Genomic DNA, 25,461 nt, shown 5'->3' with positions numbered 1-25,461 from the left:
ACTATGAAAAAGATAATTTTAACTTTATGTATAGCAGCAAGTCTTTTTTCTTGCGGAAAGAAAGAAAAATCTGTAGATGAGATCATTGATACTGGTGAAATTTCTCAAATTAGAGAGAAAAAATCAGAGTTAACTACTAAGCAAACCGAGCTAAAAGCGGAAATAGAAAAGCTTAACGATGAAATTGAAAAATTAGATACCATTAGCCGAAGTGTTTTAGTTTCCGTAGAAAAATTACAAGACAGTATTTTTAAGCATTATGTAGAAATACAAGGCGATGTAGAAACCGATAAAAATATTATTCTCTATCCTGAATTTTCTGGAGTTTTATCAAAAATCTATATCAAAGAAGGCGATGAGGTAAGAAAAGGACAGCTTTTGGCAAAAATAGACGACGGTGGTTTGTCTAGCCAATTGGCGCAGTCTGAAACGCAATTGGCTTTAGCAAAAACAACTTTTGAGCGCCAAGAAAGACTTTGGGATCAAAAGATTGGGTCAGAAATTCAATTTCTGGAAGCCAAAACCAATTTTGATGCGATGAAAAATTCGGTGAATCAATTACGATCTCAATTGGCAAAAACAATCGTAAAAGCTCCGTTTTCTGGAACGATAGATAAAGTATTTTCAGATCAAGGCGAAGTGGTTTCTCCTGGCGCCAATCAGCTTTTTAGATTGGTGAATTTAGATGAAATGTATATCGTAGCCGAAGTGCCAGAAACTTACCTGGGAAAAATCCGTAAAGGAAGTGACGTAAAAGTAGTTTTAAGTTCTATAGGAAAAGAGTTTGAGGGGAAAGTAGAGAAAGTTGCCAATTACATTAACCCCAATAACAGGAGTTTTGAAATCCGCGTAAGCGTACCTAACAGTGATGGTACGGTAAAACCTAACCTTATTGCTACGGTAAAATTAAATGATTACACGGCGACTAATGCCATTACAATTCCGCAGAATATTTTACAAGAAAATTCTAAAGGAGAAAAAATCGCATACCTGTTTCAAAGTGAAGATGGCAACGAAGGAGTAGCACAAAAAGTTCTTGTAGAAACCGGTTTGAGTTACAACAACAAAATTGAAGTAACCAAAGGTTTAGAAAGCGGTCAAACTATCATTGTAGAGGGCGCGAGAACCATTAGAGACGGTCAAGAAGTTAAAACCAAAAACTAGTTATGTCTAATAAAAACACCTATAAAGAATTTCCTATATCATCTTGGGCCATTAGTAATAAAATGACTGTTTATGTCATAATTGCGATTGTACTTTTAGGAGGTTTACTTTCTTACTACAGCATGCCAAGGGAGGCTTTCCCAGAGATTGTAGAAACCAAGATTTATGTAAGTTCTATCAACCCAGGGAACTCAGCAGAAGATGTGGAGAAATTTATCACAGAACCGCTCGAGGAAGAGTTTAAAGATATTGCTGGCGTTAAAGAAATTACATCTACAACGCTACAGGATTATTCAATTATTATTGTAGAGTTTGAGGAAGATGTTCCTGTACAGGATGCAAAAATTAATGTAAAAGATAAAGTTGATTTAAGTAAGGCAGAAACCACCTGGCCCACCTTAGATAATGGCGCAAAAGTAGAACCCAATGTCTTTGATCTCAATATATCTGAGGAGATGCCTATTTTAAACATTAACGTTACGGGTAACTATACCGTACCTCAGCTTAAAGATTATGCCGAGTATCTTCAGGATAGGATAGAACTTCTACCTCAAATAAAAGAAGCCACCGTTCGTGGAGCCGAAGATAAAGAAGTAGAAATTGCGGTAGATATTTATAAAATGTCGGCTTCAAAAGTAAGTTTTGATGATATTATTAATGCCGTTAATTATGAAAATAAAACCATCTCTGGTGGTAATATTACTCAAAACGGAGTGCAGAAAAACATTCGGGTTACGGGAGAAATTCAAGATCCAAAAGAACTGGAAGGCATTATTGTTAAGAAAGAAGGCGGTATTATCTATCTAAGAGATATTGCCACTATTAATTTTAAAGAAAAAGACGCAACTACTTTCGCTAGAGAATATAACAATCCTGTAGTAATGCTCGATGTTAAAAAACGAGCAGGAAAAAATATGATTGAGGCGGTAGAGCAAATCAAGGAGATAGTTGCCAAAGAAAAAGAAGAATATTTTCCAGAAGGCTTACACATTTCGCTTACCAACGATCAATCTATTAAGACCGAAAATCAAGTAAATGACCTCGTGAACAACATTATTTTCGGGGTAATTTTAGTGGTGGGAGTGCTTATGTTCTTTCTAGGCTTTAGGAATGCATTATTTGTGGGGATAGCCATTCCGCTATCTATGTTTTTATCTTTTATTGTTCTTTCTGGTTTAGGCTATACCTTAAATACCATGGTGTTATTCGCCTTAGTAATGGGATTAGGAATGCTGGTAGATAACGGAATTGTAGTAGTAGAAAACGTCTACACGCTTATGAGCCAGGGCGTGCCAAGAATTAAAGCTGCAAAACAAGGTTTGGGTGAAATCGCTTGGCCTATTATTGCGTCTACCGCAACTACGTTAGCTGCATTCTTTCCCTTGGGCTTATGGCCAGGAACTATAGGTAAGTTTATGGTGATTTTCCCTATTACGCTTTCTATCGTATTGAGTTCCTCTTTATTTGTAGCCTTAATCATCAACTCTATGCTTACCTCACAATTTATGAAGGTAGAAGAAGAAGAGGTAAAAAGAAAAAGAATCATTACGGTTACAGCCATTTTTGTTATTGGCGGACTTATCTCTCTGATTATAGGTTTTGTAGCAGATTCTGGCTTTTTAAGAGGAATGGGAAATCTTGCTCTTTTGATCGCTATCTTAATTTGGGTGTATCGTTTATTTTTAACCAAAGCCGTAAACTACTTTCAGTATAAATCTTTAAAAAAATTAGAGAACTTTTACGAGCAAACTTTAAAATTCGCTTTGCGCGGAAGAAAAGCATACGTATTTTTCTTTGGAACATTCATCATGCTTATTTTAAGTTTTGTACTTATTTACTTGGTGCAACCCAATGTGCTGTTTTTTCCAGAAAACCAACCCAATCAAATTATTACCTACATAGAATATCCTGAAGGTACCGATATTGAAAAAACCAATCAGCTTACCAAAGAGATTGAAACCAAAGTTTACGCTGCCATCAAAAAGTATGAAGATGAAGATGGTTACAATTATATGGTAGAATCTGCTATTTCTCAAGTAGGACAAGGTGCGGGAAATCCTCAAACCGATGGTGGACAACAAAACGAAATGCCACACAAAGGGAAAATCACACTCTCTATGCGCGAGTTTAACCTAAGGCGCGGCGTAAAGAGTAGTACAGTGTTGAGTGAAGTGCGAGAAGCTGTAAAAGGTTTCCCAGGAGCTTCGGTAATTGTGGAAAAAGATGCTGCCGGACCTCCTTCGGGATATCCTATTAACCTGGAGATTACTGGAGAAGATTATGATAAGATGCTCGCTGAAGCGGAAGACATTCGTAGCTATATTCAGGATCTTAACATTGATGGAATTGAAGAATTAAAAATAGATATCAACAAAGCAAAACCAGAGCTAGATGTAACTGTAGATCGTAACAAAGCGGGAAGACTAGGGATAAATACTTCACAAGTAGGTCAAACCTTAAGAAGAGCAATTTACGGAGAAGAGATTTCTACTTATAAAGACGGTGATGACGATTATGAAATTTATGTAAGGTTTCAAGAAAACATTAGATATAATGAAAATGCCCTTTTTAATCAACCCATTACTTTTAAGAATCAAAATACGGGAGAAATTGTACAAGTTCCAATTTCCACTTTAGTGAAAAAAGAGCAAACCTCTACTTTTAGTGCTATTAAAAGAAAAGATTTAAAAAGGGTAATTACCATGTACTCCAACGTACTTAACGGCTACAATGGCGGTGAAATTGTAAAACACCTAAAATCTGATCTTAAAAATTACGAAATCCCTAGCGACATTAGCTATAAGTTTACGGGAGAAGAAGAAGAGAAAGAAGACAATATGGCTTTCTTATTGAAAGCGCTTATGATTGCCTTGGGCGGAATTTTGCTCATCTTGGTAGCACAATTCAACTCTCTTTCTAAACCTATCATAATTTTAATGGCAGTGGTGTTGAGTTTGGCCGGAGTATTCTTAGGGCTCATCGTTTTCCAAATGGATTTTGTGATTATTATGACGATGATGGGAATTATCTCCTTGGCAGGAATTGTGGTAAACAATGCTATTGTCCTCATTGATTACACCCAAATTCTCATAGATCGTAAAAAGCAAGACCTCAACTTAGAAGACGAGGATCTTTTAACCAAAAAACAATATTTTGAGGTAATTGTAGCCGGAGGAAAATCGCGTCTAAGACCTGTTTTGCTTACTGCTATTACCACGGTTTTAGGTTTAATTCCGTTGGCAGTTGGTTTAAATATTGATTTCTTTTCTTTGTTTACCGATTATGATCCCAAAGTGTTTATTGGAGGAGATAACGTAATCTTTTGGGGACCTTTAGCGTGGACCGTAATCTTCGGGTTGGTTTTCGCAACTTTCCTAACTTTAATTATTGTACCAGTAATGTTCTATTTGAGCAACCGAGCAAAAGTGAGGTTTAGGAAAAAGAGAGGTAAAGAATTGCAAGCTTCTTAAGAAAAGAATGTAAAGATTAAAGGCAGGTTTAGAACTATTCGTTTTAAATCTGCCTTTTTGTTTATTTAGTATTTATTCAAATGACTTATATCTAATCTGAATTCAACTTAAAAAAATCGTGTCAGTTCGAGTGAAATTTTGAAAAAATTTTGTACTGAGAATAACAATTTTCGTTCAAATACTTGTTCTCGATATAATTTTTCTACGAAAAATCGAACTGACAGAGTTTTGAACTTTATTAGAATTACATTGAACTCAAGTATCTAACTAGTTAATATATTCTTAAAAAAAGAATTATGTTTGTAAGCATATTCAATTCAACCTAAGCTATTTATGAAACATTTTTTACTCAGCACTCTTTTTGTTCTATTCAGTATTATTTCAGTTTATAGTCAAACCACACAAAAGGTTTTATTTATTGGGAACAGTTATACTTCCGTAAATAGTTTGCCCTTATTGGTGGAAGAAATGGCAACTAATACAGGAGATATTCTTATTCGGGATGCAAACACTCCTGGAGGTTTTCGATTTTTGAATCACGCCTCAAATACGACAACGCTTAATAAGATCAATTCAGAAGATTGGGATTATGTAGTTTTACAAGCTCAAAGCCAAGAAACTTCGTTGGGTGAGACGCAATTGCAAAACGAAGTATATCCTTATGCTGCTTCTTTAAGCAATGCGATTAGAGCTAATTATGAATGTTCTCAACCTTTATTTTATATGACTTGGGGGAGAGAGAACGGAGATGCCACTAATTGCGAATTTTTACCCTGGGTTTGTACGTATGAAGGTATGGATGATGCCATTCGGGACACGTATGTGTTTATGGCACAAGACAATAATGCCGAAGTTTCACCTGCAGGTGCGGTATGGCGATCTATACGAGAAAACCACCCGTCTATCAATTTATATTCGAGTGATGGCTCACATCCTTCGCTAGCGGGTTCTTATGCCGCAGCCTGTGCATTTTATACGATGATTTATAAAAAAGACCCAAGTTTAATTATTTGGGATTCTAGTTTACCAGCTGCAGAAGCGAAAAGCATACGTATGGCGGTAAAAACTATAGTCTACGATCAACTGAGCGATTGGGATTTTAGCATTAATCCAGCATTTTCAGATTTTACCGAAACCATAAATAATGCTAAGGTAACTTTTACCAATACCGGCAACGAATATGAGGTTGCACTTTGGGATTTTGGGGATGGCAGCACTTCTACGGCTGAAAACCCCGTTCATACCTATACCGCTATTGGAGAATATACCGTAAGTTTAACCACGACCAAATGTGGCAAAACAGATACAAAGACCAAAAACATCACAATAGCAAATTTAAGTCTTGAAAAAAATGAAATACAAGAGGTGCATCTGTATCCAAATCCTGCTTCGACTTTTATTTCATTATTGTGGAAAGAAAATCAACAAGCAGTAAAGATTTCTATAGTTGACCTTAACGGAAAAACAATTATGCATCAAACTGTAAACGTTTCCGCGGAAGCACAACTAGATATCTCCACGCTTACAAGCGGAATATATTTTATAAGAATGACTACGAATACTGGTTCTTACACGTTTAAATTTCTAAAGAAGTAAGTTTATTTTTCCGTAAAAATTTAGAGACCACTATTAAAAACAAAAAAAGCTTCCGTAAACTGGAAGCTTTTTTATTAATCTATAGGATTAGTGTTTAATTAATTCCATTCAGTTTATACGTTAAACCAACACCTAATACTTCTCTCACCTGAAATCCTTTTACCGCATTATCATCATAAATCGCTTGGAAAATAAAATTGGCTGAAAGAAAATCGTTGATTTTCATGTCAATTTTTCCCGTATAATCGATATCTACATTTTGGGGATCTTCTAAATAATTGGAATATAAGTTTAAGATATTTTCAAAAGTGACATTCTCTACCACATTAAATTTAGCATAAACTCCTATAGATGCACCAAACTCAAATCGTGTAGCCTCGCCTTGATCTACTCCGTAGTAATCTCCGTCCTCATAGCCGGGAGTGCTTGTAAAGGCATCATCTACAAAAATAAGTCTAGCGGTTGCTGGAGCAAGGTTTACCACTAAGTTATCGTCTTTTTTCCATAACATCCCAGGTCCTGCTTGTACATATCCTGGAGATAAAAAGTGGGTGGTTTCTGTTCTTATTTCTTCTTGTCCAATTACGTCTCCAGAGACAGGGTCTACAACATCTACATCACTAAATTCGTAACCTTTAGAAAATTGAGTTTTAAAATTTACAAAGAAAGAGTAATACCAATTAGATTCATTAATCTGCTTTCCTGCAATAGAGTTAAGCTCCAAACGGTCATTGGTTTTACGAGTGAAGTTTTGATCTTTGCTTTTGGTAAGTCCGTAGTCTGCCAATAATCTATTGTCCCAAGCAAAATCTCCTTTTTTATAGTTTAACTCGTAGGTTAAATTAAGATTTCCTGCGTAGTTAGAAGTTCCTCCCCCTTGCCATTCGTTGTTAAAAGCCGCTTGGTTAAATAACAAAGAAATTGTTCCTGAGCCTTTCCAGCCATCTGGTCTTTCTTCTTTTTCTTCCTCCTGAGCATAAGTAACTTGGCTCGCTGTAAATAATACTAAAAGACTAAATAATAGTTTTTTCATGTTGCAATATTAATTCCGAAATTTTCCGCAAACTTAGGTTTTTTAGCAAGCTAAGGGAATAATTTTAAGATAATTTTGACTTTTTATACAGAGGAACTGTAGAACAGGCCTCGCCAAACATCAAACTTTTTACCAATGGTTGCAGGTACTGCGCCAACAATAAATACGCATTTTCTGGTACAGGTTTACTGCTACAGCCTTTAATGATGACCATTTGATCTTTTAAATGCGTCCAATCTTCTTGTTGTAATTTTTCTGCATATAAAATAGACTCTAAGGCTGGTAAATCTCCAACCACCACTTTAGCTGCATAATCTCGAAGATGCATAGTGATTAATATATACGCCCAAGAAGGAATTATTGCATCTGTGCCGCAAAAAAGAGCCACAAAAGTATCTTTATATATAGTCCAATCGTGTTCTTTTAAAGCTGCTCTAAACTCTTTTTCACGAAGTACAAAACCTTCATAAAGCCATTGACTAATGTCTATTTGCGCTCGTTTAACATCTACATAGTAATCTTCTAAATTGACGGTAATTAATTTACTATTGGCAACTCTATTAATGATTTCGTCCATAAAAAAAAATTAAAGCATTCCTAATTCTAGTTTCGCTTCTTCGCTCATCAATTCTTGCGTCCAAGGCGGATCAAAAGTTATTTCTACTTCTGCATCATTCACCTTGTCTATAGACTTGATTCTTTCCTCTACTTCCTGCGGAAGAGATTCTGCCACGGGACAATTAGGAGTAGTTAAGGTCATCAAGACTTTTACATCATAGTTTTCATTCACGAAAACGTCATAAATCAATCCTAATTCGTAAATATCTACAGGGATTTCTGGGTCATAAATGGTTTTTATCACATCTACGACTTTTTCCCCTAATTCATTGACATCTATTGCTTCTATAGCCATAATTATTTTGTTTAATTGAGCTTGGCTTGATAGGCCAACGCATACATTTTTATTTGTTTTACCATACTCACCAAACCATTAGCTCTGGTAGGTGATAAATGTTCTTTTAATCCAATTTCATCTATAAATTGGGTATTTGCATCGATAATTGCTTGGGGTTTTTGATTGGTAAACGAACGTATGAGAATCGCGACTATTCCCTTGGTAATAATCGCATCGCTATCTGCGGTAAAAACAATTTTATCCTCATTCAATTCGGCGTGTAACCATACTTTACTTTGGCAACCTTTAATCAAATTCTCGTCGGTTTTGTAAGCTTCCTCTATTAAAGGCAGAGACTTTCCTAAATCGATCATATATTCATACCGCTGCATCCAGTCTTCAAACATAGAAAACTCATCTACAATCTCTTCTTGGATATTTTTTATACTTTCCAATCGTTTATTTTTTCTGTTTAAAATTATAATCAGTTTTTTTAAAAATCAGAATAAATTTATCCTAATCTTTAAGACAACATCATTTTTGCTTTCTTCACACTCTCTACCAAAACATCAATTTCCTCTTTGGTATTGTAAAAAGAGAACGAAGCTCTTACCGTTCCCGGAATTTTATAATAATCCATAATAGGCTGAGCGCAATGATGACCGGTTCTTACTGCTACTCCTAATTTATCTACAATGGTGCCGATATCATAAGGATGAAGACCTTCTATGTTAAACGAAATGACAGCTGTTTTTTCTGCTGAAGTTCCGTAAATTCTTAAGCCTTCTATGTTTAATAATTCTTGGGTTGCATACACCAATAATTCGTGTTCATAAGCAGCAATCGCATCAAAACCTATGTCATTCATATAATCTAATGCGGCTCCAAAGGCGATTCCGCCACAAATATTGGGTGTTCCTGCTTCAAATTTATGAGGTAAACCAGCGTAAGTGGTCTTTTCAAAGGTCACTTGGTCAATCATTTCTCCACCGCCTTGGTAGGCTGGTAGTTTTTCTAATCCTTCTTTTTTCCCGTATAGAATACCAACTCCTGTGGGCCCACACATTTTATGCGCCGAAACCACGTAAAAATCGACATCTAAGGCTTGAACATCTGCTTTAATATGCGGAGCTGCTTGTGCGCCATCCAACAAAACAGCAGCGCCCACTTCTTTGGCTTTGGCAATAATTTCTTTAATGGGATTGATGGTTCCTAAGGCATTGGAAACATGATTCACAAACACCAATTTGGTTTTTTCTGAAAACAATTCCGCGAAAGCGAGCTTATCTAACTCCCCCTCTTGCGTCATAGGAATCACTTTTAATGTTGCGCCAGTTTTTTCACAAAGCATTTGCCAAGGAACAATATTAGAATGGTGTTCTAATGCCGAAACCAAAACCTCATCTCCTTCTTTTATTAAAGAAGCGAATCCGTTGGCCACAAGGTTAATTCCGTGGGTGGTACCTGCGGTAAAAATAATTTCCTCTTTATGCTTGGCATTAAAATGCGCTCTTATTTTTTCTCTCGCGGCTTCATACGCATCGGTTGCTTCTTGCGAAAGGCTGTGTACGCCTCGATGAATATTGGCGTTGTAATTTTGATAATAGTCTACTATCACATCTATCACCTGCTGTGGAGTTTGTGAAGTGGCCGCATTATCAAAATAAACCAAAGGCTTCCCATTCACTTTCCGTGAGAGAATAGGAAAATCTTTACGGATTTTATCAATAGCTATCATGGCGTGTATTTATGAAATAGGGTTACTGCTGATTTAATTACAAGTCAAATCCTAAATTTACATTTAGTTTTTGGGCGATTAGTTTGTTGATGCGTTGCTTTAATTCAGGAATTTTCACACTATCCAACACATTGTTAGCAAAAGCATACATCAATAAAGCACGCGCTTCTTTAGCAGGGATTCCACGCGTTTTTAAATAAAACAACGCCTCTTCGTCTAACTGACCAATGGTACAACCGTGGCTACATTTTACATCATCTGCAAAAATTTCTAGCTGTGGCTTAGAATTGATGGTCGCTTTATCGCTTACCAAAATATTGTTGTTACTTTGAAAAGCATTCGTTTTCTGAGCTTCTTTTTCTACCAAAACCTTTCCGTTAAAAACTCCAGTAGATTTATCTCCATAAATCCCTTTGTAATCTTGATGACTCTCACAGTTAGGCTCTATATGGTGTACCAACGTATTGTGGTCTATATGTTGTTTTCCTTCTGTAATTGTAACTCCTTTCATCGTAGAATCTATTCGTTCTCCACGTTGAAAAAATTGCAGATTGTTACGCACTAATTTTCCTCCAAAAGAAAAGGTGTGAACCGAACAGAAACTCTCTTGTTTTTGTTCCACGTAAGTGCTATCTATTAAAGAAGCAGAACCTTTATCATTCTGAATTTTATAGTAATCTAATTGCGCTCTTTTTTCAGCATAAATCTCGGTAACCGAATTGGTTAAAACAGGATTCTCTGTTAAGCTCTGGTGACGCTCTATAATTTGAACGTGTGAGTTTTCTCCTACTACAATCAAATTTCTAGGCTGAACCATTAATGCCGCTTCATTTCCTGTTGAAAAATTAAGGATTTGAATAGGCCGGTCTGCCATTGTATTTTTAGGAATATTGATAAACGCTCCTTCTTTAGAAAATGCGGTATTTAGTGCATTTAATCCAGAATCTTTTGGAGTGATTTTATCAAAATAATTTTCGATTATAGCCTTATATTTTGGGCTATGCAATGCAGAAGACATTAAACACGCATCTATTTTATCGTGCGTCGTATTGGATAGTTGGGAAGAATAAATCCCATCTATAAATACAATGCAATAGGTGTCTATATCGTGAATAAAGTATTTCTTGACGTCATTATAGTCTATAGCGCTTTCCTTTTTAGGGAAAAGGCTGTAATCTTCTTTTAAGATTGAATTTAAAGAAGTGTATTTCCAATCTTCTTCCTTTTTACGAGGAAAACCAATTGTTTCAAAATCTTTAATGGCTTTAGATCGCAATTCATGAACGTCGTTATTGACATCTACTTGCTCTTCAAAAGCAAAAAAAGAAGAGATTAATTTATCTTTTAATTCCATGGGTAATCTTGACTTTGCTCCCTAAAATAGGGAATTGATGATGTTACAATTTTACATTAACTAGAAAATCTTCTAACCTTCTACCTTCACTTCTTCTTTGATCCAGTCGTAACCTTGTTCTTCTAATTTGTGTGCCAATTCTTTTCCTCCAGACCTTACAATCTTTCCGTCCAATAATACATGTACATAATCTGGCACGATATAATCTAACAAACGCTGGTAGTGTGTAATCACAACCACCGCATTGTCTTTACTTCTTAATTTATTTACTCCGTTAGAAACAATACGAAGCGCATCAATATCTAATCCAGAATCGGTTTCATCAAGAATAGAAAGTTTAGGCTCTAACATGGCCATTTGAAAAATTTCGTTACGTTTTTTCTCTCCTCCAGAGAAACCTTCATTAAGCGATCTCGATAAAAATTTACGGTCAATTTCTAACAATTCAGATTTTTCTCGAATCTTTTTCAGCATCTCTTTAGCTGGCATATCTTTTAAGCCTTGAGCTTTTCTAGTTTCGTTGATTGCCGTCTTCATAAAGTTGGTTACCGAAACTCCAGGTATTTCTACAGGATATTGAAACGACATAAACACGCCTTTATGTGCACGTTCATCTGCTTCCAATTCAGAAATTTCTTCATTCTCTAGAATAATTTCTCCGTTGGTTTGCTCATATTCTTCTTTTCCAGCAATCACAGAAGCCAATGTACTTTTACCAGAACCATTAGGCCCCATAATCGCATGTACTTCTCCTGCGTTGATTTCTAGATTGATTCCCTTTAATATTTCTTTACCTTCAACACTTGCGTGTAAATTCTTTATTTTTAACATTTCTATTTACCTTTTACTTTAATCGCTTCTTCTCCTGTTGGAGCCGAAACTTTCAAAATTTCTTTAATTTCTAACACTTGATCCCATCCTTCTTTATTTGGATTGGGTTTCACTTTTGCTTTTACCGTAACAGGCACCATATCAAAATCATCTCTTTTTAATGGTTTTACCTCTTCGGCTAATTTCATACTCATCGAATCTAATTCTACGCCATAGATAAAGTCATTTCCTTTTAATACCGCAGCATCAGCTATATAGATAAACTCTCCTCGCAAAATGTTAAGACCATCTGCCTTTTTGGTCTCTTCCACTTGGTTAGTGTCGTTTTCTTTCACTTCCTCTTTTGTAGCATCTTGCTTACACCCTACAAAGAACACAGCCAATAAGCTGCAAATTATCAATGCCTTTCTCATATCTTACGTTTTATCCTACAGATCCTTCTAACGAAATTTCTAACAATTTCTGAGCTTCTACAGCAAATTCCATTGGGAGTTTGTTAAGCACTTCTTTACTAAAACCATTTACGATTAAAGCAATCGCTTTTTCGGTATCAATTCCTCGTTGGTTACAATAGAAAAGTTGGTCTTCCCCAATCTTACTTGTGGTTGCCTCGTGTTCTACGATAGATGATTTGTTTTTTGTTTCAATATAAGGGAAGGTATGCGCTCCACATTCGTTCCCCATTAACAGGGAATCACATTGTGAGAAATTTCTCGCATTTTCTGCTCTGCTGTTGATTTGCACCAAACCTCTATACGAGTTTTGAGAGTTTCCTGCAGAAATTCCTTTAGAAATAATGGTACTTTTGGTATTTTTTCCCAAGTGAATCATTTTTGTTCCCGTATCTGCCTGCTGAAAGTTGTTGGTGACTGCGATAGAATAAAATTCTCCAATGGAGTAATCTCCTTTCAAAATACAACTAGGATATTTCCAAGTTACCGCACTTCCAGTTTCTACTTGCGTCCAGCTAATTTTTGCACGATCTTCACACAAACCTCTTTTGGTTACAAAGTTAAAAACCCCTCCTTTTCCTTCAGCATTTCCGGGGTACCAGTTTTGAACGGTACTGTATTTTATTTCGGCATCATCTAAAGCAATCAACTCTACTACCGCTGCGTGTAACTGATTTTCATCTCTACTTGGTGCGGTACATCCTTCTAAATAACTTACATAACTCGATTCATCTGCTACCACTAAAGTTCTTTCAAACTGACCGGTACCAGCTTGGTTGATTCTAAAATAGGTAGACAATTCCATCGGACATCGTACGCCTTTTGGAATATAGCAAAAAGAACCATCACTAAATACAGCGGAATTTAACGCGGCATAAAAATTATCTGAAGTAGGCACTACAGTACCTAAGTATTTTTTTACCAATTCTGGATGTTCTCTAATCGCTTCGGAAATAGGACAGAATATAATTCCTTTTTCCGCTAAGGATTTCTTAAAGGTCGTAGTTACCGAAACGGAATCCATGACCACATCTACTGCTACACCTGCCAATTTTTTTTGTTCGTCTAAAGAAATCCCCAAACGTTTGAAGGTATCCAAGAGTTCTGGATCTACCTCATCTAGACTATCGTATTTGGGTTTTTTATTGGGAGCAGAATAATAGGAAATATCCTGAAAATTTGGTTTTTCGTAATGTACGTTAGCCCAATCTGGCTCCTTCATTTTTTCCCAAACTCTAAAGGCCTCCAAACGCCATTCGGTCATCCATTCTGGCTCCTCCTTTTTCTTAGAAATGGCTCTTACCACATCCTCATTTAAGCCCACAGGAAAAGTGTCAGATTCTACATCGGTGTAAAATCCATACTCATACTCTTTGGTCTTTAATTCTTCTCTTAAGTCGTCTTCTGTAAACTTATTCATTTTTAAGTTTTTAAAGTTTAAAGTTATCAGGTTTTAAAGTGCTTTTGATAAATTACTTATCCGTCTGCATTTCATTTTTAATAGCTCTGTAACTTTTATATTCAACATTTCAAACTGCTCTTCCTCCATCTATTTTACATCATAAGCTAAATACAAGTGAGAACAAAATTCTCTAGCAGATGCTTTAGCTATGCACAGAAACCTACTCAACTTTTTATGGTTTCTCTTTCAAATTACCCACCTAATCTATAGAGAGAAACTCTCTCCACAACCACAAGTTCTTTGTGCATTAGGATTATTAAATACAAATCCTTTTCCGTTAAGACCGCCAGAATATTCTAAGGTAGTTCCCAACAGGTATAAAAAGCTTTTTTTGTCTACGATAAGCTGTATTCCGTTATCTTCAAACACTTTATCTTCTTCTACTCGAGTTTGATCAAAGTTTAAATCATAAGATAAACCAGAGCAACCTCCGCTTTTAACACCTACACGAACAAAGTCCTTCTGGGAGTCAAAACCCTCCTCTGCCATCAAATGGCCTAGCTTTACTTTAGCTTCTTGACTAACCTTTATCATGCTTTATTTAAATTAATTCTAATTAACGAGCAAATATACAATATAAGAACCTGAATACCATATTTGGATAGATTAATATATGTTATTGTTTAATAAGTCTTAGTTATAGATATTTTAACTATTTTTAAGAAATCTAAAATTTTTCTACTTGAAAAAAGCTATATTTCTACTAAGCATTTGGTTGATTTTATCTTCCTGTGGCGTACAGAGAGTTAAGTCTGGTTTTATCAACCTTAATAACGATATAGAATTTGAAATTCTTGATTTTACAAACTATAAAACGAGACCAGGAGAAAACAGGCCAGGGAATAAACATGTAACCCATATAGCTCCTGATGGATTTGTGTACAAAGCGGTACGAATGCGCTTTAAAAACACCAACAGCTCCAAAATTGAGTTTGACTTGAATAAATTATTTTTATTAGACCAACACAATAGAAAACATAAAGTTGTCTACGCCGCCAAGGGTATGAAAACCTATGCGGGCAATAGAGTGTTTAAAACCCATCAAAAATTAAATGGAGGCAAGAAAGGGTTGTTTTTAGTGATTTTTGATCCTCCTTTTTCTAACGAGGAGAAAATTTCTAAAATAGCTATAGACACTAATGATGATGTGACCTTATCAGAAAATGCAAGGGTCGTTAATTTCAATTCTATAAATTAAAACTCTGTAAAGCGTTTTTCTAGCAAAAATTTAGGATTAATACGAGTTTTAGAATAAACACTAAAGTACTGTTTTTCTTCTGCCGCTCACCAATTATTTAATTGGATTTTTTTGTTACAATTTTATATGAAAAGTATAGAAAAGGAAATAAAATAATCAATAAGTACTCCGTAAAATTAGAATATAGACCTGTATAATTTAATCTTGCGTTTTTTCTATTACATTATTTCCTGAAAGGTACAGATAAAAGAAGGAAGCAACTAAATGCAACGCAAACAAAGCAAAAATAAGTAAACCTAGTTTTCTTATTTTAGAAGTATAATTCAGCATAAACAGCAGCATTTAGAAAGGTGTGATTATATTATCATCTTGAGTATCCGAAAAGGTATTTTGTATGAATTTTTTATTACATATTCATCTGCTCCAAATTGAATACAAATTAAAAAAATAAAGGATTCACTTGCTTTTAATTCCGAAAAATTTTTCTAAAGCACACTTTATAGGATTTAGGTTACTTAATCTATCCAAAACCTGTATTTTTGCCGTCTATTCAATTACTTTATAGAAAATTATATGTTTGAAGATAATAGCCCCAAAACAAGTTTATCTGAATTAGGAGAGTTTGGTCTTATTGATCACCTCACAAGATTTGTAGAAATCTATCAGCCATCCACCCTTAAAGGAATTGGAGATGATGCTGCCGTGATTAATCACAAAGATGAAGCTACGGTTGTGACTACAGATATGCTCGTAGAAGGCGTTCATTTTGATTTGGCCTACATGCCGTTGAAGCATTTGGGATACAAAGCCGTGATGGTAAATCTTTCTGATGTGTACGCCATGAATGCAGAAGCGACTCAAATTACCGTTTCTATTGCGGCTTCCAATCGTTTTCCAGTTGAAGCTTTAGAAGAACTTTATGCAGGAATCACTTTAGCAGCAAAAACTTATAAAATAGATGTAATCGGCGGCGACACCACTTCTTCTACTTCGGGATTAGTGATTAGTATTACCGCTTTAGGAAAAGTAAATCCTGAAAAAATAACTTCTCGAGACGGCGCTAAGCCTAATGATTTACTCGTAGTAACAGGCGATTTAGGAGCTGCCTATATGGGATTACAAGTTTTGGAACGTGAAAAGCAAGTCTTTAAAGTAAATCCTAACGCACAACCCGATTTAGAACCTTATTCTTATTTAGTAGAAAGACAATTAAAGCCAGAGGCTAGAAAAGATATTCCGGGTTTATTGGCGGCATTAGAAGTGCAACCTACCAGTATGATTGATATTAGCGACGGACTTTCTTCGGAAGTGATTCATCTCTGTAAGAGCTCTAAGGTAGGTGCTAATATTTTTGAAGAAAAAATACCTTTAGACCCTGCTGTGATTTCGGTATGTGAAGAGTTTAACATTGACAGCACTACTATCGCTTTAAATGGAGGTGAAGATTACGAACTTTTATTTACCGTAGACCAGAAAGATTTTGATAAGATTAAAGCGAATCCTAACCTTACCGTTGTAGGACATATCACTGAAGAACGTGAAGGTATGCACTTGGTTACTAGAGGCAATCAAAAAATACCGATTAAAGCTCAAGGCTGGAATTCTTTTGACGATGCCAACGAAGAAGATTAATTTTTTATAAGCTTTCTATAAAGACTCTTTACAATTATTGGTAACACAAAAACGAAAACAGCCATATACAAAGAGAACTCTAGAATTTTATCTAAGCCATAATAAAGCACTAAGAAGAAGCTTATAGCAACAAGTAGGTACGAAGTTATCTCAAGATTTTTCATTGTATATTTAATTAAATATTAATTTACGAATAAAGCCTTAATTGTTTAATTCTTCAAACTTTTAATGGCTGAAAAAGCTTTTTCGATTACAGCATCTTCTACCAAGATGGTGATTTCATTACGAGTAGAAACCACCTCATATACCGTAACGCCACTCCAAGCCAATTGCTTAAAAAACTGATAATACAAACCTGCTATTTTATAGTTGTTTTGCGGCAACTGCACATTAAGCGCTGCTAAGCCCCCGCGTCTATCCAATAAAATTTCTTTTGCAAAGACCTCATCTACTTTTTCTTTTTCAGTTCCCGAAATCATCAGGTTACTCTCCACTAAGCCTCTAGTAAATGCATAGAACAAATGCGGATTGGAAGCCACATAATCCAGCAATAAACGATGACTTTCAATTAAAGAGACAGAATTCTTAAAGGTGAACGCAAACAGATTAGATTTTAACGTGATATCGCCCATTTGTCGCAAAGCCCCTTTTACGTGGGAAGAGCTTCTTAAGTTAGAAGGGTTTTGATACCGTCTTAAGGCCATCATAATCGCTCCTACTTTTACAGGTTTGCGTAACATTTGACTTATAGGTTCGCGCAATTCTTCCGCTAAAGCGGTATAATTAATAATTTTTCGCTGCAAAGCTTCTTCTAAAAAAGATTGTTGCACCAAAATCTCCTCAACACATTGACTAATTGTTTTCATTTGTTAAATATATAACAATTCGTGTTAAATTAGTAAAATACAGACAATTTTAAGGTCTCACTCCATCTCTAGCCTATATTTGAAAACAAGGAAAAGATGTTCATACTAAAGGTCGAAATTTATAAAACAAGTAGCCACAACACTAAATTTTATATAAACACCCCCGAATGTAAACCGTTTAGAAAACCATTAATCCACACCTTTTTGCCCCCAAAATAGTGCACAATTAACCTAAAGACCTTTTTAACCTAGTTAGACATCAATCAACTAAAACCGAAAAACCAGCTCGATCGAGCTGGTTTTTTAATTTAACATTATTGCTAATTTTAAGATCTAATAACTTTTTTATCAAAGAAATTGAAATTTAAAATAGCTATTAAACTTCCAATTATAGGTAAAAATAGTATTAAAAAAATCCATAACACTTTAGACAAAGAATTATGTACTTTATTTAAAATGCAATATAAACCATATAAAATAAGTAAAAAATTTACTATAAGAAGCATGTAAAATACCGTCGGATCCAATAAAGTCATAATTTTGTATTTTAAGTTAATATTTAATCTGTACAATCATCTCCAGAATAATAATCTGCTGTACAAACACAAAGATGTTCGTCCCACAAACAAGATATAGATACTCCTGGCGAACACCACCCCGGATGGTTTGCCAAAATTTCTGAGTGTGACTTGCCGCAGAAATAATTAGCATTATTTACACTATTATGAAATCCTACTGCTACAGTCTCATGCTTACCAGAAACCGTACTTGAATCAAAAACCTCTAAATGTTTAAAGACAAACTCAGCGATAATTCCACTGTAAACAGGATATTTTTTAATGTCTTCATGTTCATCAATCATTTCATTGTTTAACTCAGAAAAAGGAATTATTTCGTCACCAAGAGTTAATGACCACATTGAACTTGTTGCATCAAAATTTACAGAAAAATTACTAGAATTATCAGTTAATTTATATACATTTTTAAATTTAGATAATTTTAAAACTTGTTCAGATAAATTTATAGATTTTGCATTTACCATTACTTTGGAACTTTTAACTTCAAAGACTATATTATTTGAATTCTTTTCAATAAAAGAAATCTGCTGAAATCTCAAATTGTTTAAATATTCTGAGAATTCATCTACATAGGTTATTTTACTGTCTTCTAATACTCTTGCAAATAGATTATCTTGAACTCCTCTAGAACCATATTCACTATCTAAGGCAGTTTGTTTGTATTTTGATTTGTTACTTTCATTCTCTTCTATACTACAAGAAACAAATAACACACTTACTAACAACATAGCAAATGGCACTTTAAATAAATTTTTCATTTTTTAATTTATAAGTTGATATTAAAATTTAGGGTGCTTGGCCAAACACGGCTGCAAATCAAAAAAAAAAAAAAAGACTTAACAAAATTTTAAGGAATTTATTTTCAAATTAACTACTTTATTTGTTTTTAATCGAGTTTTCTGAAAAACCTCAACAATTCCTCTTCAGCTTCTAGATGTGACATATGTCCGCCTTTAAAAACCTTAAGTGGCGTATGGGTTTTTTGGGCAAGTTGCTGCAAACTTTCTAAGAGTACAATTTCATCTTCTTCGCCTGCTAGAAATATTTTCTCACCGAGAAATGTTTTTAAAACTTGGCTTCTGTCCTTTCTAGACTTTAAACCTTCCATCGCCGCCACAATATTTTCGGTGGGCATTTGCTGAGCTTCTTTAATGAGTGTGTTTATTTTTTCTCGCAATTGCTCTTGGCTTTCTTTTCCAAATAAATTGGTAATCGCCATGCTCACAAATGCATCTTTATTTTGCTTCACCAAACGAATGGCTCGGTTTCTATTGGCCACACGTTCGGGAGAATCGGCTAATGGAGTAGAATTCAAAAGCAGCATTTTTTTTATTCTTAACGGAAATAATTCCGCGAAAGCGAGAACCACATAACCTCCCATAGAATGACCTATAAAAATAGCATGCTCTATTTTAAGGTGATGAAGCACGTGATTAACCGTTTGCGCCATTTCTTGCATGGTATGAATATACCCCAAACGCGGCGTGTTGCCGTGACCTAGCAAATCAATACTAATTACTTTATGCGTTTTCTCTAGAACAGGAGTTATCGCTTCCCACATACTAGAATTCTCTAAAAAGCCATGTAATAGTACGATTGTTTCGCCCTTTCCTTGAGCCGTATACGCAATTTGTATATTTTTGTAAGGTATAAATTTTTGCATTCGGCAAAAATAGATTCTTTTTTTAGAACTCATTTATATTTTTTGCATTCGCTAAAAGTTGAAACGAGTTCTTCCCTAAAAACAATACATTTCTATGAAAATTGTAAAAGTTCTATCTCTAGGTTTATGTTTATTCACGTTAAACCTTACGGCGCAAATCAAAGAAAAAAAATTAGACCGACTTATTGAAAACACCTTAGAAAGTTTTGATGTTCCTGGCATTTCAGTAGGGATAATTAAAGACGATAAGGTAGTTTATGCCAAAGGTCACGGTGTACGCTCGCTAACCAACAAAAAAGACATGAACCAAAATACATTGGTAGGCGTAGCTTCCAATTCCAAAGGTTTTACATGTTTCGCTTTGGGGATTTTGGTAGATGAAGGTAAATTAAACTGGGATGATAAGGTAAGAAAACACATTCCAGAATTTAAAATGCCAGATGCTTGGGTTACCGAAGAATTTACCGTTAGAGATTTGGTTACCCATCGCAGCGGATTAAGTCTGGGCGCTGGAGATTTAATGTTTTTTCCCGAAGGCGGAGATTTTACCATAGACGATGTTCTTGCAAATGTGAGCCAACTAGAACCTGAAAGTTCTTTTAGAAGCGAGTTTAAATACAACAACAATATGTTTATTATTGCGGGAGAAGTGATTCATCGCGTAAGCGGAAAAACTTGGGATGAGTTTATTGAAACTCGAATCCTAGAACCTGTAGGGATGAAAAACAGTAAAGCTTCTTATAGCCGTGTGACCGACAAGTCGAATATTATTGATGCGCATACAAGAACCGAGGGAGAAGTAATTCAGATTCCTCATGATTGGAGCGATTTAGCCAATCCCGCTGGCGGAATTATGAGTAACGTCACTGATATGCTCATCTGGGCCAAGTTTTTAATGAACGACGCCGTAACCCAAAATGGAGAACGTATATTAAGCGAAAAGCAAATGCATCAATTATGGCAATTGCAAACGCCATTACCTGTGAGCAAAGATAACGACTACAACACGCACTTTTATGGCTATTCTCTTGGCTGGTTTGTAAGCGATGTAAAAGGCTACAAGCAAGTATCTCACACAGGCGGTTTATTGGGAACCGTAACCCAATTTACCTTAATCCCCGAGCTAGATTTAGGGATTGTAGTACTGACTAACCAAATGATTGGCGGCGCATTTAGCAGCATTACCAATACCATAAAAGACAGTTATTTAGGCTATAAAGACAGAGACTGGGTTGAGAAAAACAGTAAAAGAAACAACGAATGGATTACCTATAACGACAGCATAAAAAAAGCAGTTTACCAGAAAGTAGAAAGTTACAAAAACAAACCGACGGTTTTAAAGGCGCAGCAAACTACAGGAACTTATGAAGATGCTTGGTTTGGAAAAGTAACAATTACTGAAAATGGAAATGCCTTAAAAATCACTTCAGAAAGAAATCCGCAGCTTACAGGAGAATTATTACCTTATTCTGAAACCACCTATGTAGCCAAATGGAAAAATAGAAGTTTTGATGCCGATGTGTTTGTTCTTTTCACTTTAGATGAAAAAGGAAAAGCCCAAAGTGCCCGCATGAAATATATTGCTCCCATCACCGACTTCAGTTTTGATTTTGGTGACTTGCATTTTACACGAGTAAAAGAATAACGCTTTCGCGGAATTGTTCTCGTAAACTAATAAAGAGTATCTTTAATTGATAAATACTTTCTTTTTTAAGCCCAAATTATTTTCTAGTGATTAGAAAATAATTTGGGCTTGTTTTTTTACCATTATGAATTCTGTAAAAATTTGATGTAATTCTACACAAATAAATAATCTACATATACTTCCGCGGCAGCGCAAATTCTTTCCCATTGCAGCGTTTAGAATCTAAAATATTGAGTGCTAAGGATTCAGCTTTTTTAGGAAAAATAGAAAGATTTTACTTAAAATAAACGAAATGACAATTCCAAAATAAAATTCACAATTTGTGAACTTTTTTACCCGCTGCCAATATTAGAAAACTGAATATCAACTTGCTAACAATTTTTTTTGATAACTTTAAAATTTAATTTCAATTTAATCTTTCAATATTCCTATATTTACCTTCTTTAAAATATACATTACATAACACTATTAACACCATACTTTATGCCAGTAAAAGCCGCCCAATCTACTCTAAAAAAATACACCCAAGAAGAAGCTTTTGAAGCTTCTTTAGAATACTTTAAAGGCGATGACCTTGCCGCGCGCGTTTGGGTAAATAAATACGCTCTTAAAGATTCTGCTGGAAATATCTACGAAAAAAATCCGAATGAGATGCACCGTCGTATCGCAAAAGAAATTGCGCGTGTCGAGCAGCGATATACAAATCCGTTATCCGAAGAAGAAGTTTTTGACGCCATCAAAGATTTTAAATACATCGTGCCTCAAGGAAGTCCGATGGCAGGAATTGGTAATCCGTATCAAATTGGTTCACTTTCCAACTGTTTTGTGATTGGAAACAAAGGAGAATCTGATTCTTATGGCGGGATAATGAAAATAGATCAAGAACAAGTACAATTAATGAAACGAAGAGGTGGTGTTGGTCACGATCTTTCTCATATACGCCCCAAAGGTTCTCCCGTAAAAAATTCAGCTTTAACCTCTACAGGGATTGTTCCTTTTATGGAGCGTTACTCTAATTCTACGCGCGAAGTGGCTCAAGATGGACGTCGTGGCGCTTTAATGCTTTCTGTATCAATTAATCACCCAGATTCTGAAGATTTTATCGATGCCAAAATGGAGCAGGGAAAAGTAACAGGTGCTAATGTTTCTGTACGTATGGACGATGCGTTTATGCAAGCAGTGAAAGATGGGAAAAATTACACTCAGAAATATCCAATTTTTAGTGAAAATCCTAAAAATACCCATGAGATTAAAGCAGATAAACTTTGGAAGAAAATAGTACACAATGCGTGGAAATCTGCCGAACCCGGTATTCTTTTCTGGGATACTATTATTAATGAGTCGGTGCCAGATTGTTATGCAGATTTAGGATACAAAACGGTTTCTACGAATCCTTGTGGAGAAATCCCTCTTTGTCCTTACGATTCTTGTCGTTTGCTTGCGATTAATTTATTTTCTTACGTAGAAAATCCTTTCACCGATAAAGCCGAATTTAACTTTGAGCTTTTCAAAAAGAATATTGTGATTGCTCAAAAAATCATGGATGATATTATTGATTTGGAACTTGAAAAAGTAGATGCTATCCTCGCAAAAATTGATGCCGATCCACAAACAGACGAAGTTAAAGCGGTAGAAAGAAATTTATGGTCTAATATTAAGCATAAAGCGGAAGAAGGAAGAAGAACTGGAATAGGAATTACTGCGGAAGGCGATATGCTTGCTGCTTTGGGTATCCAATATGGTAGTCAAGAAGGAAATGATTTTTCTGTAGAAATTCATAAAACGCTAGCGATTGAAGCCTACCGTGCTTCGGTATATGCTGCAAAAGAAAGAGGTGCTTTTAAAATATTTGATTCAGAAAGAGAAAAAGAAAACCCATTTATACTTCGTCTTAAAGAAGCCGATGAAAAGCTATATTATGATATGCTAGAATACGGTAGAAGAAATATTGCTTTATTAACCATCGCCCCAACAGGAACTACAAGTTTGATGACGCAGACGAGTTCTGGAATCGAGCCTGTTTTTATGCCTGTTTACAAAAGAAGAAGAAAAGTAAACCCTAATGATAAAAATGCACGTGTAGATTTTGTAGATGAGGTAGGTGATAGCTGGGAAGAATACGTAGTTTTTCACCACCGCTTTAAGCAGTGGATGGAAATCAATGGCATTGCCACCGACAAGAATTACAGTCAGCAAGAATTAAATAAAATCGTTGAGAAGTCTCCTTATTATAAAGCCACTTCTAACGATGTAGATTGGTTAAGCAAAGTAAGAATGCAAGGTGCGGTACAAAAATGGGTAGATCACTCTATTTCGGTAACCATCAATTTACCAAACGATGCTACAGAAGCTTTGGTAGGAAAGCTTTATTTAGAAGCTTGGCAAGCAGGTTGTAAAGGTGTTACCGTCTACCGTGATGGTTCGCGTTCTGGCGTTCTAATCTCTAATGACGAGAAGAAAGAAGAGAGCAAAGATACCTTGACTACTTTTCCTACCAAACGTCCTGAGGTTTTAAGAGCAGACGTAGTACGCTTTCAAAACAACAAAGACAAATGGATTGCTTTTATTGGATTGATTGATGACAAACCTTATGAAATATTTACAGGTTTTGCAGATGATGAAGACGGAATCTTAATTCCGCGTTGGGTAGGCGAAGGAGTAATTATTAAAAATAGAAATGAAGACGGAACTTCGCGTTACGATTTTCAATATGAAAACAAAAGAGGCTACAAAACTACTATTGAAGGACTTTCTCATAAGTTTAATCCTGAATTTTGGAACTATGCGAAATTAATCTCTAGTACACTTCGCCATGGAATGCCGATTGTAAAAGCCGTTGACTTGATTAATAGCTTACAATTAGACAACGAAAGCATCAATACTTGGAAGAACGGAGTTGCCAGAGCCTTAAAACGCTACGTTGCCGATGGGACAGAAGCCACAAAACAGAAATGTGAAAACTGTAATAGTACATCGCTTATTTACCAAGAAGGCTGCTTGACTTGTAAAGATTGCGGATCTTCTAAATGCGGATAGAGAAGAATCTTTATTCTTAGAAAAAAGATTTCTCCTAGGTCGAAATGACAATTTATAAAAAACTCCGAATCGAGTCCTTTTTAAGGGAATTGATTCGGAGTTTTTTTATGCTTATTTTTTTAATAGAAGAAATTTTCTGTTTAAAAAAGAAGCACAGAAAACTTTTTTTCTATATTTAAACATCTAAAAGACAGATTGCTATAAAAAACTTACTTATTTTACTTCTTGCTATACTTAGTTTTACTGCTTGCAACAAAGACGACGACCAAGTTAAAGACCCCGTAAGCCAATTACCAAAAGCCACACAAATTGGACGTGGTATTTTCGCCTGTCTGGTCAACGGTCAACCCTTTATTGCCAATAATGCCTATTTTAACTGCTATTACCAATATGTGGATGGTGGATATTACTTTGGGATTGGTGGAGAAAATGAAAATAATTACCCTCAAAACTTATATTTAAAGTCATCTAATATTACTTTGTTAGAAAATGTAAATTACTTATTAGAAAAATCTACAGATAGTAGTGCATATGGAGGGGGGGGGGGTGTTTCAGATGTAAATAATTATAATACGTCTTATACAAGTGAAAACTTTACAGGAGAATTAACCATCACCAAATTAGATGTACAAGAATACATCGTGTCAGGAACTTTTGAGATGGATTTACCAGACCCCTTTACGGGCGATACCATTAAAATAAGGAAAGGACGATTTGATACCTTATTTATACCATAATATTTAACACTAAAAACAACCAAAAATGAAAAAGCAAATTCTTTTAGCACTTAGCTTTGGTTGCGTATAAAACCCCTCCGTCATTGCTATGCAATGTCATACTTCGACTAA

The 25,461-nt window shown here is 35.3% G+C and carries 22 protein-coding genes; 8 read left to right on the top strand and 14 right to left on the bottom strand.

All coding sequences use genetic code 11. The annotated features are described in order from the left end of the window. Nucleotides 1-3: 3 nt before the first annotated feature. The 3 genes from RLT85_RS07935 (at nt 4) to RLT85_RS07925 (ending at nt 6,230) form a co-directional block, all read left to right on the top strand. Entirely contained in the window at nt 4-1,164 is a 1,161-nt protein-coding gene (locus RLT85_RS07935) for an efflux RND transporter periplasmic adaptor subunit (RefSeq protein ID WP_311401493.1), read from the top strand. A gap of 2 nt (nt 1,165-1,166) precedes the next feature. After that, nucleotides 1,167-4,634 (top strand): efflux RND transporter permease subunit, encoded by a 3,468-nt coding sequence (locus tag RLT85_RS07930; RefSeq protein WP_311401492.1) that lies wholly within the window; start codon nt 1,167-1,169, stop codon nt 4,632-4,634. Between the two features lie 333 nt (nt 4,635-4,967). Next, the gene (locus RLT85_RS07925) at nt 4,968-6,230 is read left to right on the top strand and encodes a T9SS type A sorting domain-containing protein (RefSeq protein WP_311401491.1); all 1,263 of its coding nucleotides are present in this window, start codon (nt 4,968-4,970) and stop codon (nt 6,228-6,230) included. 94 nt (nt 6,231-6,324) lie between these two features. Here the strand turns inward: RLT85_RS07925 and RLT85_RS07920 are convergent, their stop codons facing one another. The 10 genes from RLT85_RS07920 to RLT85_RS07875 form a co-directional block, all read right to left on the bottom strand. Further along, on the bottom strand, nt 6,325-7,263 hold the full coding sequence (locus RLT85_RS07920; protein WP_311401490.1) for a DUF3078 domain-containing protein: 939 nt from the start codon (nt 7,261-7,263) through the stop codon (nt 6,325-6,327). Between the two features lie 64 nt (nt 7,264-7,327). Beyond that, complete coding sequence (locus RLT85_RS07915; RefSeq protein ID WP_311401489.1) at nt 7,328-7,840, bottom strand: DUF2480 family protein; 513 nt, start codon at nt 7,838-7,840, stop codon at nt 7,328-7,330. Between the two features lie 9 nt (nt 7,841-7,849). Beyond that, nucleotides 7,850-8,176 carry an SUF system Fe-S cluster assembly protein gene (locus tag RLT85_RS07910; RefSeq protein WP_311401488.1) on the bottom strand — a complete coding sequence of 109 codons (327 nt, stop codon included), beginning with the start codon at nt 8,174-8,176 and terminating at the stop codon, nt 7,850-7,852. 11 nt (nt 8,177-8,187) lie between these two features. Further along, entirely contained in the window at nt 8,188-8,613 is a 426-nt protein-coding gene (locus tag RLT85_RS07905) for a SufE family protein (protein WP_511381383.1), read from the bottom strand. 68 nt (nt 8,614-8,681) lie between these two features. After that, the gene (locus RLT85_RS07900) at nt 8,682-9,896 is read right to left on the bottom strand and encodes an aminotransferase class V-fold PLP-dependent enzyme (protein ID WP_311401487.1); all 1,215 of its coding nucleotides are present in this window, start codon (nt 9,894-9,896) and stop codon (nt 8,682-8,684) included. Between the two features lie 37 nt (nt 9,897-9,933). Further along, complete coding sequence (gene sufD, locus RLT85_RS07895; RefSeq protein ID WP_311401486.1) at nt 9,934-11,250, bottom strand: Fe-S cluster assembly protein SufD; 1,317 nt, start codon at nt 11,248-11,250, stop codon at nt 9,934-9,936. A 72-nt stretch (nt 11,251-11,322) separates the two neighbouring features. Beyond that, a complete protein-coding gene (gene sufC / locus RLT85_RS07890; RefSeq protein WP_311401485.1) occupies nt 11,323-12,081 on the bottom strand; it encodes a Fe-S cluster assembly ATPase SufC in 759 nt (252 codons plus the stop codon). A 2-nt stretch (nt 12,082-12,083) separates the two neighbouring features. Further along, complete coding sequence (locus RLT85_RS07885) at nt 12,084-12,494, bottom strand: hypothetical protein (RefSeq protein WP_311401484.1); 411 nt, start codon at nt 12,492-12,494, stop codon at nt 12,084-12,086. A 10-nt stretch (nt 12,495-12,504) separates the two neighbouring features. Beyond that, complete coding sequence (gene sufB, locus RLT85_RS07880; RefSeq protein WP_311401483.1) at nt 12,505-13,953, bottom strand: Fe-S cluster assembly protein SufB; 1,449 nt, start codon at nt 13,951-13,953, stop codon at nt 12,505-12,507. Nucleotides 13,954-14,199: 246 nt separating this feature from the next. Then, a complete protein-coding gene (locus RLT85_RS07875) occupies nt 14,200-14,529 on the bottom strand; it encodes a HesB/IscA family protein (protein WP_311401482.1) in 330 nt (109 codons plus the stop codon). A 148-nt stretch (nt 14,530-14,677) separates the two neighbouring features. On the opposite strand from RLT85_RS07875, the gene RLT85_RS07870 reads away from it, so the two are divergent. Then, nucleotides 14,678-15,193, top strand: a complete 516-nt coding sequence (locus tag RLT85_RS07870; protein WP_311401481.1) for a hypothetical protein — start codon at nt 14,678-14,680, stop codon at nt 15,191-15,193. A 573-nt stretch (nt 15,194-15,766) separates the two neighbouring features. Then, nucleotides 15,767-16,825 carry a thiamine-phosphate kinase gene (thiL, locus tag RLT85_RS07865; RefSeq protein ID WP_311401480.1) on the top strand — a complete coding sequence of 353 codons (1,059 nt, stop codon included), beginning with the start codon at nt 15,767-15,769 and terminating at the stop codon, nt 16,823-16,825. Nucleotides 16,826-17,034: 209 nt separating this feature from the next. On the opposite strand, the gene RLT85_RS07860 is transcribed toward thiL, so the two are convergent. From RLT85_RS07860 to RLT85_RS07850, 4 genes are all read right to left on the bottom strand, one after another. After that, nucleotides 17,035-17,691, bottom strand: coding sequence for a hypothetical protein (locus tag RLT85_RS07860; protein ID WP_311401479.1), 657 nt, complete (start codon nt 17,689-17,691; stop codon nt 17,035-17,037). Nucleotides 17,692-18,017: 326 nt separating this feature from the next. Then, the gene (locus RLT85_RS15080) at nt 18,018-18,197 is read right to left on the bottom strand and encodes a PLDc N-terminal domain-containing protein (protein WP_375712344.1); all 180 of its coding nucleotides are present in this window, start codon (nt 18,195-18,197) and stop codon (nt 18,018-18,020) included. Between the two features lie 53 nt (nt 18,198-18,250). Continuing rightward, complete coding sequence (locus tag RLT85_RS07855; protein WP_311401478.1) at nt 18,251-19,027, bottom strand: hypothetical protein; 777 nt, start codon at nt 19,025-19,027, stop codon at nt 18,251-18,253. Nucleotides 19,028-19,155: 128 nt separating this feature from the next. Continuing rightward, nucleotides 19,156-19,932: an alpha/beta fold hydrolase gene (locus RLT85_RS07850; RefSeq protein ID WP_311401477.1), complete on the bottom strand. Its 777-nt coding sequence runs from the start codon at nt 19,930-19,932 to the stop codon at nt 19,156-19,158. Nucleotides 19,933-20,026: 94 nt separating this feature from the next. Between RLT85_RS07850 and RLT85_RS07845 the strand changes: the two genes are divergently transcribed. The 3 genes from RLT85_RS07845 to RLT85_RS15125 all read left to right on the top strand — a co-directional run bounded on the left by RLT85_RS07845 (nt 20,027) and on the right by RLT85_RS15125 (nt 25,350). Beyond that, nucleotides 20,027-21,577 (top strand): serine hydrolase, encoded by a 1,551-nt coding sequence (locus RLT85_RS07845; RefSeq protein WP_311401476.1) that lies wholly within the window; start codon nt 20,027-20,029, stop codon nt 21,575-21,577. A gap of 483 nt (nt 21,578-22,060) precedes the next feature. Then, entirely contained in the window at nt 22,061-24,613 is a 2,553-nt protein-coding gene (locus tag RLT85_RS07840; RefSeq protein WP_311401475.1) for an adenosylcobalamin-dependent ribonucleoside-diphosphate reductase, read from the top strand. A 194-nt stretch (nt 24,614-24,807) separates the two neighbouring features. Beyond that, nucleotides 24,808-25,350: a Riean_0653 family protein gene (locus RLT85_RS15125; RefSeq protein WP_511381384.1), complete on the top strand. Its 543-nt coding sequence runs from the start codon at nt 24,808-24,810 to the stop codon at nt 25,348-25,350. Nucleotides 25,351-25,461: the final 111 nt, after the last annotated feature.

Source organism: Mesonia ostreae, from assembly GCF_031845265.1.
In the GTDB taxonomy this organism is placed as follows: Bacteria; Bacteroidota; Bacteroidia; order Flavobacteriales; family Flavobacteriaceae; genus Mesonia; species Mesonia ostreae.
This window is presented reverse-complemented; position numbering and strand designations above follow the sequence as displayed.

Bases quoted from the DNA above. Each gene is read 5' to 3' on its own strand.
- RLT85_RS07935 (WP_311401493.1), top strand. From the start codon at position 4: ATGAAAAAGATAATTTTAACTTTATGTATAGCAGCAAGTCTTTTTTCT.
- RLT85_RS07930 (WP_311401492.1), top strand. From the start codon at position 1,167: ATGTCTAATAAAAACACCTATAAAGAATTTCCTATATCATCTTGGGCC.
- RLT85_RS07925 (WP_311401491.1), top strand. From the start codon at position 4,968: ATGAAACATTTTTTACTCAGCACTCTTTTTGTTCTATTCAGTATTATT.
- RLT85_RS07920 (WP_311401490.1), bottom strand. From the start codon at position 7,263: ATGAAAAAACTATTATTTAGTCTTTTAGTATTATTTACAGCGAGCCAA.
- RLT85_RS07915 (WP_311401489.1), bottom strand. From the start codon at position 7,840: ATGGACGAAATCATTAATAGAGTTGCCAATAGTAAATTAATTACCGTC.
- RLT85_RS07910 (WP_311401488.1), bottom strand. From the start codon at position 8,176: ATGGCTATAGAAGCAATAGATGTCAATGAATTAGGGGAAAAAGTCGTA.
- RLT85_RS07900 (WP_311401487.1), bottom strand. From the start codon at position 9,896: ATGATAGCTATTGATAAAATCCGTAAAGATTTTCCTATTCTCTCACGG.
- sufD (WP_311401486.1), bottom strand. From the start codon at position 11,250: ATGGAATTAAAAGATAAATTAATCTCTTCTTTTTTTGCTTTTGAAGAG.
- sufC (WP_311401485.1), bottom strand. From the start codon at position 12,081: ATGTTAAAAATAAAGAATTTACACGCAAGTGTTGAAGGTAAAGAAATA.
- RLT85_RS07885 (WP_311401484.1), bottom strand. From the start codon at position 12,494: ATGAGAAAGGCATTGATAATTTGCAGCTTATTGGCTGTGTTCTTTGTA.
- sufB (WP_311401483.1), bottom strand. From the start codon at position 13,953: ATGAATAAGTTTACAGAAGACGACTTAAGAGAAGAATTAAAGACCAAA.
- RLT85_RS07875 (WP_311401482.1), bottom strand. From the start codon at position 14,529: ATGATAAAGGTTAGTCAAGAAGCTAAAGTAAAGCTAGGCCATTTGATG.
- thiL (WP_311401480.1), top strand. From the start codon at position 15,767: ATGTTTGAAGATAATAGCCCCAAAACAAGTTTATCTGAATTAGGAGAG.
- RLT85_RS07860 (WP_311401479.1), bottom strand. From the start codon at position 17,691: ATGAAAACAATTAGTCAATGTGTTGAGGAGATTTTGGTGCAACAATCT.
- RLT85_RS15080 (WP_375712344.1), bottom strand. From the start codon at position 18,197: ATGCTTCTTATAGTAAATTTTTTACTTATTTTATATGGTTTATATTGC.
- RLT85_RS07855 (WP_311401478.1), bottom strand. From the start codon at position 19,027: ATGAAAAATTTATTTAAAGTGCCATTTGCTATGTTGTTAGTAAGTGTG.
- RLT85_RS07850 (WP_311401477.1), bottom strand. From the start codon at position 19,932: ATGCAAAAATTTATACCTTACAAAAATATACAAATTGCGTATACGGCT.
- RLT85_RS07845 (WP_311401476.1), top strand. From the start codon at position 20,027: ATGAAAATTGTAAAAGTTCTATCTCTAGGTTTATGTTTATTCACGTTA.
- RLT85_RS07840 (WP_311401475.1), top strand. From the start codon at position 22,061: ATGCCAGTAAAAGCCGCCCAATCTACTCTAAAAAAATACACCCAAGAA.